Origin of the sequence: Mesobacillus jeotgali, assembly GCF_014856545.2 — a bacterium.
Taxonomy (GTDB): Bacteria; Bacillota; Bacilli; order Bacillales; family Cytobacillaceae; genus Mesobacillus.
The window spans coordinates 2,394,143-2,407,190 of the sequence record NZ_CP109811.1 but is presented as its reverse complement, the minus strand read 5'-3'; the positions used below and the strand labels follow the sequence as shown (position 1 = coordinate 2,407,190).

Annotated in this window: 13 protein-coding genes; 3 read left to right on the top strand and 10 right to left on the bottom strand. The window is 42.5% G+C overall.

The genetic code is table 11. The features are described 5' to 3' along the window. Positions 1–85: 85 nt before the first annotated feature. The 3 genes from FOF60_RS12250 to FOF60_RS12245 are packed head-to-tail and all read right to left on the bottom strand — an operon-like array spanning position 86 to position 4,364. The gene (locus FOF60_RS12250) at positions 86–2,794 is read right to left on the bottom strand and encodes an SMC family ATPase (protein WP_319801579.1); all 2,709 of its coding nucleotides are present in this window, start codon (positions 2,792–2,794) and stop codon (positions 86–88) included. After that, positions 2,791–3,222: an AAA family ATPase gene (locus FOF60_RS24425; protein WP_319801578.1), complete on the bottom strand. Its 432-nt coding sequence runs from the start codon at positions 3,220–3,222 to the stop codon at positions 2,791–2,793. The genes FOF60_RS12250 and FOF60_RS24425 overlap by 4 nt, the downstream gene beginning before the upstream one ends. After that, positions 3,219–4,364, bottom strand: coding sequence for an exonuclease SbcCD subunit D (locus tag FOF60_RS12245; protein WP_192473459.1), 1,146 nt, complete (start codon positions 4,362–4,364; stop codon positions 3,219–3,221). Before FOF60_RS12245 ends, FOF60_RS24425 begins: the two co-directional genes overlap by 4 nt. A gap of 290 nt (positions 4,365–4,654) precedes the next feature. Here FOF60_RS12245 and FOF60_RS12240 point away from each other — a divergent pair, with 290 nt between their 5' ends. Then, a complete protein-coding gene (locus FOF60_RS12240) occupies positions 4,655–5,497 on the top strand; it encodes an STAS domain-containing protein (protein WP_192473458.1) in 843 nt (280 codons plus the stop codon). A gap of 35 nt (positions 5,498–5,532) precedes the next feature. Here FOF60_RS12240 and FOF60_RS12235 read toward each other — a convergent pair whose 3' ends face one another. The 3 genes from FOF60_RS12235 to FOF60_RS12225 form a co-directional block, all read right to left on the bottom strand. Then, positions 5,533–6,489 carry a glycine-rich domain-containing protein gene (locus FOF60_RS12235; RefSeq protein ID WP_192473457.1) on the bottom strand — a complete coding sequence of 319 codons (957 nt, stop codon included), beginning with the start codon at positions 6,487–6,489 and terminating at the stop codon, positions 5,533–5,535. A 154-nt stretch (positions 6,490–6,643) separates the two neighbouring features. Then, positions 6,644–6,844, bottom strand: a complete 201-nt coding sequence (locus FOF60_RS12230; protein ID WP_192473456.1) for a cold-shock protein — start codon at positions 6,842–6,844, stop codon at positions 6,644–6,646. A gap of 291 nt (positions 6,845–7,135) precedes the next feature. After that, complete coding sequence (locus tag FOF60_RS12225) at positions 7,136–8,362, bottom strand: ATP-binding protein (RefSeq protein ID WP_192473455.1); 1,227 nt, start codon at positions 8,360–8,362, stop codon at positions 7,136–7,138. 151 nt (positions 8,363–8,513) lie between these two features. On the opposite strand from FOF60_RS12225, the gene FOF60_RS12220 reads away from it, so the two are divergent. After that, positions 8,514–8,684 (top strand): hypothetical protein, encoded by a 171-nt coding sequence (locus tag FOF60_RS12220; protein WP_192473454.1) that lies wholly within the window; start codon positions 8,514–8,516, stop codon positions 8,682–8,684. Then, positions 8,674–9,453: a hypothetical protein gene (locus tag FOF60_RS12215; protein WP_192473453.1), complete on the top strand. Its 780-nt coding sequence runs from the start codon at positions 8,674–8,676 to the stop codon at positions 9,451–9,453. The genes FOF60_RS12220 and FOF60_RS12215 overlap by 11 nt, the downstream gene beginning before the upstream one ends. Positions 9,454–9,706: 253 nt before the next feature. Here the strand turns inward: FOF60_RS12215 and FOF60_RS12210 are convergent, their stop codons facing one another. From FOF60_RS12210 to FOF60_RS12195, 4 genes are all read right to left on the bottom strand, one after another. After that, a complete protein-coding gene (locus FOF60_RS12210; RefSeq protein ID WP_264647684.1) occupies positions 9,707–10,900 on the bottom strand; it encodes a thermonuclease family protein in 1,194 nt (397 codons plus the stop codon). Between the two features lie 71 nt (positions 10,901–10,971). Next, entirely contained in the window at positions 10,972–11,649 is a 678-nt protein-coding gene (locus FOF60_RS12205; protein WP_192473452.1) for a hypothetical protein, read from the bottom strand. Between the two features lie 115 nt (positions 11,650–11,764). Beyond that, positions 11,765–12,730 (bottom strand): ArsA family ATPase, encoded by a 966-nt coding sequence (locus FOF60_RS12200; protein WP_192473451.1) that lies wholly within the window; start codon positions 12,728–12,730, stop codon positions 11,765–11,767. Positions 12,731–12,741: 11 nt separating this feature from the next. Next, complete coding sequence (locus FOF60_RS12195) at positions 12,742–13,005, bottom strand: cory-CC-star protein (protein WP_192473477.1); 264 nt, start codon at positions 13,003–13,005, stop codon at positions 12,742–12,744. Between the last annotated feature and the right edge of the window lie 43 nt (positions 13,006–13,048).

Here is a 13,048-nt window from a genome sequence, read left to right as displayed (position 1 = left end):
TCACAAGCTGAATACAAGTTGAGACACAGGCTGACCTGTAAGCGTGAAAATACAGCATCTGTTGCAAGATGCTGTATTTTTCACGTTAGTTCATCAATACAAATTCTGTTTTGCTTCCGGTTTGGGTGGAAATGACTTCGAGTCTTGCATCAATCCGCTCTTTTAGTTCCGGAACGTGAGAAATGATGCCGACAAGCCGGCCGCTGCTTTGGATATCGATTAATGCTTCTATAGCCTGGTCCAGGGATTCTGGATCAAGGGTTCCGAAGCCTTCATCAATGAACATTGTCTCTAATGAAACTCCACCTGCATAATTCTGGACAACATCGGCCAATCCAAGGGCAAGCGATAACGCCGCCTTGAAGCTTTCTCCGCCAGACAATGTCTTTACATGTCGCTCCTGTCCGGTGTATGCATCAAAAACCAAGAGCTCCAACCCACTCTGTACATTGCCTTTTGACCGATCAGTTTTTCGCAATAATCTGTATCGTCCGCTCGTCATCTTGTTGAGCCTTAGATTTGCCTCAGCCAGTATATCATCGAGAAACGCCGCCAGGACATAACGTTCGAAGGTAATCCTGTAAGTGTTCTGGCCTTTTGAAATTTCGAATAAATGGCCTACCAGCTTGTACTTTTCCTCCAGTACCTTCATCTGCTCATTCAGAGTATCTACCTGGTCCAAGATGGACTGATTATCCCGTTTTTTCAGGTTTAAATCCTGGTATGCTTCATCAGTCTCCCTGATCATATTATTTAACTGGGCGAATTCTGCTTGAAGTGTTACTATATCAGGTTTCTTAACGTCTTTAAGAAGTTCAGACAACTCCGCGAAGCGATCACTTACCGACCTGACTTCTTCCCGATAATTCAAGATGTCTGCATCAAGCTGTTGAATAGCCTGTTCTGGAATTTTCGCCTGGTGATAGGCCTGATAGTTTTCAAAGCCCTGGGATGTCATATTGTTTTTGAATGTTTCCCGCTCGGCTGTCAATTGCGAATCTATTTCCTTCAATCTCTTTTCGGCCTCTTCACTCCGTGCTTTTTCGGTTCCCAGAAGTTCTTTTGCTTCCTGGTAATTTTTGCGCGCCCGCTCTAGTTCCTCATCAAGCTGCTGCTGTAAGAGTCGTGCTGATTTCACTTTCGATTCAAATACTTGCAGTGAGCGCAGTTGTTCAGGTATTTTCTCTGTTATTCTCTCTAGGGTGGTTTTCTTTTCCGTATACTGGATCATCAGGCTTTGATAGCTTTCGTCTATAGCTTTCAGCTGCTTATTCAGCCTTTCTTTGTCATCTTCAAACCTTTTGATTTCAGATTTGATCTTTTCCAAGCCTTTTAACTTCACCGAATGTTGATTCTGCTCATATTGCAGTTTTTCAACCTCGCTTTGAGTCAGCAGAACGGTGTCAGCTAACTGGCCGACGACAAAGTCAGTACGGAATTTGACGATTTCAGTAATCATTTCCTCTCCGCTTTCAATCATTGACCTAAGGGTCGTATCTGCCTCGATGTAAGACTTTTCAGCAGCACCCTTCTCTCTTTCAATACCAGTGATCTGCTCCCGTGCAGCTTTTAAATCCTCTTCGGTCGGAATAAAACCTCCAGTTGCTTCTGCAGGTTCAGGATGATGCTCTGATCCGCAAACAGGGCAAGCACTGCCATTTTGCAGTGAGGCAGCCAAAACGGAAGCCTGGGAATGAAGCCATTTTTGTTCAAGCTCTTCCACTGTGGCTTTGGCATCATTCAGTCTGGATACAGCCTGGTCAAAAATGCCTTTCCGTGCTTCAAAGCTTGCTCGGGCTTGGGTAACTTTCTGATTATGGTTGCCAAGCCTATTCAACTTGTCCAATTCAAGCAGCAGTTTCTCCAATTTCCGGTCATTCTCCAGATAAGTAATCTGCGCCTTTTCGGCACCTTCCTTTTCTGCAAGCAAGACTTTAAGCCGCTCCTCAGTTGACTTGAGCTGGGCTTCACTGTTCTCCCGGTTCTTTGCCGATGATTCCAGTGACTGCTGTAGTTCAGCAAACTGTGAAGCTATGCTGGCGAATACATGGACATCTTCCTTCATATTTTCAAGCCTGTTTACCTGCTCAGCAGCTGCTTTCCGCTCTGGTTCCCGATCAATTTGTTTCTGGTGTTCTTTTTCTGCTGCTGTGAGTCTTACAGTTAACTGTTCGATTCGTTTTGTGATCACATTTACCTGGTTTGTTATACTGTCCAGGTCGGCCTTAAGTCGGTGGCAAAGCTGTTCCTGAGCTTCCAGGAGAGCTGCTTTTTTGGCAAGCACTGTTTGTTTTTCTTTTTCTGCAAACAGACTCTTTTGGCCTTCAAGCTTTTCCTTTGTCATCTTAAGGGTTTCTAGTGATTGGATTTGTTTTAAAGTTGCTTCAGCTTCGAACAAACGCTGCTGCATTTTATCGCGCTCCAGCTGAAGTTTATCGCGGTCTCTGTTTAGCTTTTCAAGCTTTATTTCCATTGCCCCAATTTCTTTTTTTAAAAGCGGAAGAATCAATACATCATTTGTACTGCCGGCTTCTACATACTCCTTCAGTTCCTCATTTTCCACAGCTTTTATGCTGCGAAGAGCTGAATTCCTTTTTTCAACCTGGTCCTCGACCGATTTTTTCAGCACAGTTGCTTCTTCCTTAAGCTTTTCTTCTACTCTCTTATAGATTTCCGTATGGAAGAGTCTTTGCAGGATGACTTCCTTATCCTTACTGTCGGAAGTTAGAAGCTTTCGGAATTCACCCTGTGGAATCATCAGGATCTGCCGGAATTGATTGCTGTCGATGATCATATCTCCTTGATCTTTTCATCCACTTCGCGAACATTTGATGCAAGCAGCTGCAGTTCTCCATTTTCGTCGATCAGATAAAATTCTGCCTTGGCACCGACATTGGTTGTTCCTTCACCAGATTTCTTTTTCCTCTCCTGCTGCGGAGACCTTGTAATCCGGTACGTCTTTTGACGCAATGAAAATTCAAGAGTAACTTCAGTCAATAACTCATCTTCAGCAAATTGGCTCCGCAGATCGGGGCCATTACGGTCCTCACCGCTTGCCTTGCCGTATATCGCGTAACTGATGCCGTCAAAAATGGTTGTCTTTCCAGATCCAGTTTTACCCGAAATAACAAACATTGTCCTGTTCTCAAGCTGCTTAAAATCTATCGTTTCCGTACCGGCATATGGCCCGAAAGCCTGCATCGTCAGTTTCAGAGGTTTCATTTTTGACCCTCCTCCCTCAATACTTTGCCAATCACATCTGTCATGACCCCGCGTTTATCTTCTGAAAATTCGCTTGTTGTCATTTCTTTATAAAACTGTTCGAAAAGCTCCAGCTCAGTCTTTTTCTCTTCCCTGATGGAGCTGAAATGCTGCTTTTGCTTCTGATCTATAGATTCGATTTTACGCTCAAGATGCAGGACATTCGGAAAAACCTGGCGCAGTTTGCCCATTGGGTCGATCATGGCCCCGTCATCTAGCAAAGTTACTTTTAAATAATCACTCGTATTTTCTTTTTCATAGAACGATGGATCCAAAAGCTGTTCAAGGTGGCCCTCCAATTCACGCATATCCTGCTTCGGTTTCAGGGTTTTGTAGCGCATGTCGAAAGTGCCGTTTTCATTCATTTCAATGATTGAAATCGATTTGCGCTGTTTTGCTTCCGAAAAAGAATATTTTAACAGGGAGCCAGAGTATTTAATTTTGTCATGCTTGATTGCGTCTGGGCTGTGAAGATGACCTAATGCAGTAAAGGCGAATGGATCAAAAAGGTCCTGAGTGACACAGCCTGAACCGCCAACAGACAATGTGCGCTCTGAATCACAGGAGTCACCGCCAAGCACGAAAGCATGTCCAACAAAAACGTTTGCTTCGTCAGGGTTCAGGTTTTCTTCGATTTTGCCAATCACTGCTTTCATTGCATCCTGATGGGAATGGATCGAAGAATCGTCGAGCAAATGGCGGACGACGCCAGGTTCTGCATAAGGAATCAGGTAAAAATTGACTCCATTAATATGCACGGGCCTAAAGTCGTTCGTCAACTTACCGGTAAGGTAGAAATGGTTGTGGCGGTACCATGAACTGCCAAAGGACAGGCGTTCTGCACTGTCGTGATTTCCTGCAATCGCCACGATTGGCGTGTTCAGTTCCACGTTGATCCTGAAGAGCACTTCATCAAGAAGCTCCACTGCATCTGTCGGCGGAACAGATCTGTCATAAAGATCTCCTGCAATCACAACAGCATCAGGCTTTTCGTCGGCGACAAGATCCACAAATTGATTCAATACCTCTCGCTGATCTGCAGTCATGTACATACCGTGTACAAGCTTTCCAAGATGCCAGTCACCTGTATGGATAAATTTCATGCCAATCCCCCCTGTTTTTAAAAAGTTATCTATTTTAATTCTTGCTATAAGCGTTTTTTGACAATGTTACTATTATATCAAACTCGTAAATTTAATGGGTGCTCAAAAAAAAGGAAAGATTCAAGGAACGTTTGTTCTAATTCTATCAGGCACCCACTTAAAAATCTACCTGATTTTTCCTTCACTATTGTCTATTGAAATAACATTTAGTAAATATATTTGAAATTTGACTTTTCAGTGCTTGTTTTTCACAATAGAGTTAAGACTAATCAATAAAGCAGGGATTATGAATGGAACCAAAAACAGAGGCGTTATATAAGTTTCTTGTAGACAATGCAAGCAATTTTACAGAGGATTGGCTTAAACGCCAGCGGGTTATTAAGGGATCTGATTACTCTGCTGACGCGCCGCCAGAAGTCATGAACAGGGTGAAGGAGCAAAACTCAAACTATGTTCGCCTTGTGGCCAAATCACTTTATCAGACTGAGGAAGAGATGAAGGAAACCATTTCGGCCTGGACGAGCCAGACTGCAGCTGACCGGATAAAATCTAAAACGGACCTGACAGAAGTGGCTTGGAATTCAGGGGTTTTCCGTCGTGTTTACTGGGAATATGTACAAAAATTCGTGAAACAGACAGAAATGGAGATTACACTGGACGACGTTTTTACATGGGAAGAAAAGATCAATTTCACGCTTGATTATGTCTTTGAAACATTTATTATCGTTTTCATGGACATCCTTATGAACCGATTAGCCTCTCAAGCAACTTTAATTAAGGAATTAAGCGCGCCAGTAATTAGTCTGACAAAGGAAGTCGGCCTTCTGCCATTGATTGGTGAAATCGATACAACGAGAGCAAAGGGCTTGATGGAATCCACGCTTACACAAAGTATCGATGCCAGAATCAATACCTTGATCGTTGATCTTTCAGGAGTTGTGATGGTTGACACGATGGTAGCCCATCAAATCTTCAAACTGATGGATGCCTTAAAGTTGCTAGGCGTTCAAACCATCGTTACAGGGATCCGCCCAGAGGTTGCACAAACAGCAGTTCAACTGGGAATAGATTTTTCAGATATTATGACAGAAGGTAACCTGCAGAATGTAATTAAAAAAATTATACAAAGTTAAAACCTGCTAGCAATTACTAGCAGGTTTCTTTTTTCTTAAGAAGAACATCCTCCGCCACAGCTTGAACAGCTGCTGGATGAACAGCTGTGTCCGCCTCCATCATTATGGGAATCATTCATGTCGGTGGAACCGCAAAAAACGGCACTGCAGCCCGATGTTCCATGTGCCTGGTGTGAATAAGCATATGCTTGAGCATAGTCCCAATATTCATCAAAGTAATAGTAAGAATAAAACACCATTACCAAACTCAATCCTGATAAGTCGCCAAAAAGTCCTGGCCTTTCAAAAGTCCCTTTTCTGTCAACACTGTATATTTCTTGGGCTTTTCTTAGTTGTGACCTAAGTTGTTTGGTTAAGTAATCCACTAGCTCCAGATTATCCTCAGTAATCCTGAAAAATTGCTGTTTCAGCTCATCGTCACTAAGTGAACTGATTTTTTGGAGTAGCTGCTGATCCATTGGATAATGGAAAAAGTCTCCCCATGCCTGCCATGTGTACTCTGTAATTTCAAATAGCTGAGCGAACACCCAATCAAAGAATGCCCGTTGCTGTGGTGCCGGTTCCAGTGCCAGGTTCGGCGTATGATGAAGCATTCTGCCAAGATATTTTTGAGAAAATGATTCATACTGCTTCGTGAACATCAGCATCTCATGCCAAACCTCATCGACCTCGCTGCTGAACATTGGCGTGCTTTTCATAATCGAATTAAGGAAGAAATATCTTTTTAATTCAAATAGGCGCCATTCAAACTCATCATCGGAAATTTGGGGATGGTCACTTAAATAGCGAAGTTTAACTTGATTGATATACTCATAAGGCAGTGCGTTTTCCAATTTATTCAGGATAGCAGAAGCCGGAACATCATCAAGCAAGCCAAGACAAGCCGGTATATTCTCCTTCAATAAAACTTTCTTTTTGCTTTCATTGCCCGAAAAATAAGCTATGGCAAAGAGAATTCCTGCTCCCGCTGCAATTGTTAAGAAGATACCCAAAATCAAACACCTCGCCTTGTGAAATAGTTGTTAAGGATATTACGTTTTACATCATGGAAAGGTTTCGGAATAATTGAAATTTCTGGCAAAATATAAAAAGCCCAGCCTGTTGGCTGAGCTAAAAAATCAGAATAAGATTGATAGTTTAGTACGATTATAGTTTTGTAACGTTAGCAGCTTGTGGTCCGCGAGCACCTTCCACAACCTCGAAAGATACTTCCTGGCCTTCTTCTAATGTTTTGAAACCATCTGTTTGAATAGCCGAGTAATGTACGAAAACGTCATTGCCGTCTTCAGCTTCGATGAAACCAAATCCTTTTTCTGCATTGAACCATTTAACTTTACCGTTTTTCATGTGAAAAATCCTCCTAGATCGGCCGAACAATCCATGATTAAAATTTAGCAAAATCACAACGACTAGTTCCTCATACCTGTCCTATTCAAACGTCTGTAAAACATTAGAATAAGCAAATTGCAAAGTGCCTAATACGTGTGCAATCAGCTAATTTCAATATAGCAACGATGCTTTTTGATGTCAACAAAAGACAAACCTGACAGATTCTAGTTGAAAGTTACTTCTGTCAGGAACTTTTTGCAGGGGCATGTTGAAAAAACAATACCATCCCAAATCGTTTTTAGGATCATCCTAGCTGTCTTCTATTATATTGCTGAAGCGGATATGGAAGGTGGTCCCTGTGCCAACCTGGCTCTTAACCTCCACTTTACCTCTCATTGCACGGATAATGCTGAAAGTCACCATCATGCCAAGGCCAGTTCCTTGCTGCCCTTTTGTCGTATAGTATGGTTCTCCCAGGCGGGCAATCTGTTCTTCCGTCATCCCGAGACCTGTATCTCTCACAAGGATGTGGATCACAGTTCCGGTTCGGAAGGTTTGGACGATTAGTTCCCCGCCATTTGGCATAGCCTCCAAACCGTTCTTGATCAGGTTGATGAATCCTTGCTTGAATTTCGAACGGTCCCCTGATATGACTAAACCTGGGCTATACTTTTTGATAATTTTCACACCATTAAGGTTAGCCAATGGATTTAGTACATTAAGAACCTGATTCAATTCCTTATCGATTTCGATTTTCTCTTCCTTTTCAAAAGCAGGCCTTGCAAAAGTAAGATAGTCATTAATGACCTCTTCGGCACGATTTAATTCCTGGACCGCAATATCGATGAATTCCTTCTTCTTTTCATCAGGATAATCTTTCTCACCGAGCAGTTGCAGAAATCCTTTCACAGTTGTAAGTGGATTGCGGATTTCATGAGAAATAGCCGCACTTAAATGGCTGACGGCTTCAATTTTATCGGCCTTCGCTAGTCTTTGCCGGATAATGAATGTTTGACGAATGGTTTCAATTGAATAGCTGACTAGACCTGATGTTAGCGCGGGAATCAAAATGAAACTGATCCAGGCTTCCGGGTGTCTGATTGGTTCATTAACTACGTTGACCATTTGCATTAGTAAAAACGAAGTGATTACGGTCAGTAAAACGGAAATACCGACTCTACTGTTCAGAGTAAGCCTGTTGAACCAGGGATGAATCCATTTGAGAAGGATGGCAAGCGCTGCAAAGACCCCCACCGAGACCCAGAACCCATCGTTTATGCCTAAAAAACCTCTCATAAGGATAGTGACGCCTGCAAGCAGAAAACTATATCCAGTATAGAGACTTCCAAGAATCATCGGCACCTGTCTAAGGTCAAAGTGAATGCCATCCTGCACTTGTACCGAAAAAATATAACATGTAAAAATCGATATTATGAAATAAGATAATTGATATCTTTCTCGGCTCTCTTCCTTCACTTGCCTTTCGATGATTAACTGTGTAAAAAACAAAAGGACAAGAAGAAGTGAGAGATTCATTAATAAATGCTTTGTAATTTACACTGCAACACCACCATTTGTACTCACTAAGATAGTATTATAATCCAGTGCGCAGCGCAAATTTTATCCAATTTCACCTTTCTATTCCATGCCTTTTGTTTTATATTTGAAAAAAAGAGAGGTGTTTCCTATGCTAATGTGGTTAATCATTGCTTTACTGTTGTTCACACTCATTGATGTTGTAAGACTGCACAAGAAAATTGATAGGTTGAATGCTCACCTTAACCCAGTGGCGCCACCACCAACGGATGAGGAAATTGAAAAGATGCTAACTTCAAAGAATACTAACAATGAAAAGTAAATGGCTTCCATACGGAATAGTCCTCATAGCGGTATTTCTGGTCTTCACCGTAGATAGACTCCGTACGCATCTGCCGGAACAGGAAAAAGAACCGACTTTCAGTATTCCAGAAGCAATAATCACCGTTGGAGATCAGGAAGTTATATATAAATCAGGCACATTTGCCTGGGTAGAAAAAGGCACCGGACCTGTCATCGACCAAGATGAGCCACCAATCCTGTTCCATGATTTGCTGCCTGTCAGCGTGAAGCCGTTCAGCGAAATGAAGATTACTTTTCCCGAAAAAGAAGGAATTGACAGTATATCTGTTTACCGCTCACAGGGACAAGGAGATTTGGAGATGGGGAACCTTCCGCTGGAAACAGTTTTTGATGATACCTATACTTTTAACAATGTGGCTGGCCAAAGTACAGTAATCATTCAGGCCTCCAGTGGTGACCAAGTCTATCATTATGTTTTTCCATTGATCATTGAAGAAGTGGTTGCGTATCAGGCACAACTTGCCGAAGAACGAGGCTACTTGGCTATACTTGAACTGTATAAACCAGAAGAGCTGCAGGTAAATTGGGCTCTCGAACAATTAAATAACAAATATGTACATAAGGCACATTCTTTGAAGGTTAACAACCTTGAGGAAGCACGCCAACAATTCCCCGATTTAAAAATCGATTCGCTGCCGTATTACGCCATTTTCAATCATGAAAGATTGCTTTACGAGGCATATAATCGAGAAGATTTCTTTAAAATGCTGAGGGTCGCTTCACCGTGACTTATGCTGAAAGTATGGTTAAAAATTGGGAAACGCCATCAATAAAGGATGGCGTCCAGTTTTCTAGAATTACTAGTGATTAGTGTCTTTCATCACCTGGGATGACGGACAGTTTTCCCGGTTCCCCATCGATTAGTGTCCGTCATAACCTCGATGACGGACAGTTTTCCCGATTTCCCGTTCAATTTTTGTCCGTCATAACCTCGATGACGGACAGTTTTCTCGATTTTCCGTCAATTTGTTTCCGTCATTTTCACTTGCGCTTTTTATTTTTGAAAAGATGGAGCACTTCTACTAGTGATAGCAGCAAGGTAATGTAGCAAAGAAAAGCATAAATTACACCGAGTAACAGATTGAGCGGCCATTTTTTGCTCCACAATCTGTGAGCGATCAGCGTCCGCTTCCCCATCGCCTTCTTTATGGGAAGTGAGAGGTAAAATAACAATGCATACAACAGGCCGCTTAAAAAGTTGCAGTCAAATTCTTCATCAGCAGTTTCAGCCTGATCGGATTCTTGTTTCGATTCACGCTGTTGGTCAGTTACTTCGGTATTTTCTTCCCTTTTATCAGGCTGACTCTCTATTTGATTTTCTTCCCTATCATTTTTGGGCTGCTGCTCTTGGTTGGTATGATCCTCTTGTTTTTTAGGTTGCTCTTGTGATTGTTCATTTCTCTCTTTTGGAGCATCCGTAGCTGCATATATGCCTTCTCCTTTATCTTTTGCATAATCCATCGCAGATCGGATTCGATTTTCATACTTATAGCTGCCATAATCGTAAAAGTCTTCGACCAGTCCTGCCTTCGTGATTTCCTCCTGATGCAGCTTGTCTCCTACCCAAACCCATGCCAGAAGTCGATCATATTTATCGAAAAGGCTTCCGCCATCCGTCTCAAGTTTAATATTGTCCTGCTTTAAAAAGGAACATGTATACTGTGCTGCTTCCGGTCCAAATGGCTCCTTCGTCCTTGTGCTTTCAGGGGTATCAATATAGAGAAAACGTGTTTTATAGTCTTTTCCGTTGATCGTAAACACAGCCGTATCCCCGTCTGTGCAATCTGACAATTCTGCCTCGTACACTTTTCCAAGCTGCAAATTGCCGGAAGAAACTTCAGCTCTATGCATTTCGTCTGCAGCCTGATTAGATTCTGGCGCAACTTTTCCTGCACCTGAGAAAGTATACCCCTCCAAATCTATTTTTTCCTCACTGAGTCCGGCTGCACAATCAGAATTATTGTTATACTGATGAATCAATCGGATAAGCTCGCCAATATTGGCTGCGCTTTTGGTAATCGAAGTAGGCTCATGAAGGATATATACGCAATCTGCATTTCGGAAATGTCCGCCCAGTTCATCCCGCGAGCCATTATGCGCCGAGGCCAGGGTTGGTAAAATAAAAAATGCCATCACGATGGCAAATATCAAACTAAATTTCTTTATGTAATTCACTGCTGCTCCCCCTTTTACCCCTCCTACTATACCAAAAAAACAGCCTCCCATGGAAGCTGCTTAAAATCAAATCAATTTAACTTCTTTTCGATTTGTTCCCGGGTCATCTCAATTTTTCCGGGTAAAACGAACAGGTACTGTATCAAATCCTCCAGTAAATCCATTATTAGTTCTGTCATTTCATCATCCATGTCCGTTTCCAACTCAAGCATCCTATGGAGTCCCCCTTCAGGTTTCAACAAGGGGCTTAATGAGGTCACTGGATTTACTAAATTAATATGGTCTGGAAGGATCTCGAATTGCTGATCAAGAGTCATGCCCTTTGACTTGTCACCCAAAAAGTTTTTTAGAACATTCTCGATGACACGCTTGGCCAGTACTGCAGTGGCTGTATTCTCTTTTGAAAGATAGACGCTGACTGCCGATTTATATGCCCTTACCAATTCTTCGGGAATTTTGGGAATGTGCTGTATCTGGCTTGTTGGATCTGTGGAGCTTTGTGGATCATATATGTATACATCGGGCTGAGTTTCATTATCCCTTGTAATGATAACAAACGGAACGCTGTGTTTGCATGAGGGACAAGAACTTTCAGTCATCAGTCCATGTTTGCTGCTCTGATAAGTCGACTTAAGGACAAATTCAACTTTTTCCTTGCATACTGGACAGATATTTTTAATACCCTTTGGGACCTTCAAGTGTCCGAACTGACTATAAGATGTAATCGAACCTGCATAGATCCGCCTCATTTTAGTGCCCCTTTCTGTATGGCAGATTCCTTCCGCTCATCATTAGCTTTAGTTTCCATACAACTCAAAAAATTATCCATGTATTTATATAACCCTAATAAGCAAGATGAAAACTCTACATTTGGCTATGGTTCAAGATTGAATCGATTTGTTTTCCTAAAAGATCCGAAATGAACTCCAGTGTGCTAAGCGAGGAAATATCATGCTCCAGGAGCGGCAATAAAACCTGCCTCTGATTCTTGAATGCATCCTTGATTTCATCTAAATACAATCGCTCGTTCGTTCTTCTTTGCGCCATGAACCGACCATCTGCATCTTCGGGAATGACCTTGTTGACAACGATTGAGTTAACATGTATGCCATGCTGGTGCAGTGTTTCGATTGCCTTAATCGTTTCAAGGATAGGAAGGCGCTCTGCGTTAAGTACAAATACATACTCCGTTTGTGTACCATCAAGCAGTATTTCTCGTACGCGCTTAAAACGGTTCTTTCGTTCATTCAGCTTGTCATATAAAGGGTCATCGACGGTTTCACCATCGTTCATCCACTGTGCGTAATTTTCATTTACTTTTTTGCGCCGTTCCAACAGCCCGTCCATCCAAACGCCCATCAATTCGGGCAGAGTCAGCAGCCGGATTGTATGTCCTGTCGGTGCTGTATCAAAAACAATGGCATCATAGTTGGTGATTTCCTCCAGAACCAATGAGGTGATTTTGTCAAACAGCGCTGCTTCTTCTGCCCCAGGCGAGGATGCCGCCATGTCTATCTGCCTGTTGACCTCCTCAAGCATCGTCGCTTTCACCAGGCCTTTCAAGTTGCCTTTTACACCATTGATATAGTTCCTGGACTCCTGCTCAGAGTCAATCTCCAGTACATCGAGATTCCGGGTGGCATTCTCAATTTTTCCTCCACGGAGTTTCCGATGGAATAGATCCCCTGTATTATGGGCCGGATCGGTTGAAACCAGCAGGATCCTTTTCCCTTTTTGTGCGAGTAAGAGCGCCATGGCTGCAGATGTTGTACTTTTGCCAACGCCGCCTTTTCCACCGATAAAATAGATCTTCTTGTCCATCATCGTCATATCAGCTCCTCCTAACAGCAGCGTATTCCTTCGAGCGGTGATTTTTCCATACCTGCCCGCAAATGCCAATCATGAAAACGCTCGATGATGACCGGGTAAAGTTCAAGCGTATAGTAAAATGCAGGGTTGGGCAGGCCGAGCAATTCCGAAAAGCAAAGCAGCATAAACAGGTCTTCCTCATCTCTCAATTCACGTGCTATTTCTGTCCTGTGCGGCTGCCTGAGAATCTCATCATAAACAGCTATTGCACGCTTGAATTGTTCGTAGAAACCCATCATGATTACCTCTCTTTCTAAAAATGACAATAGAGACCGGTCG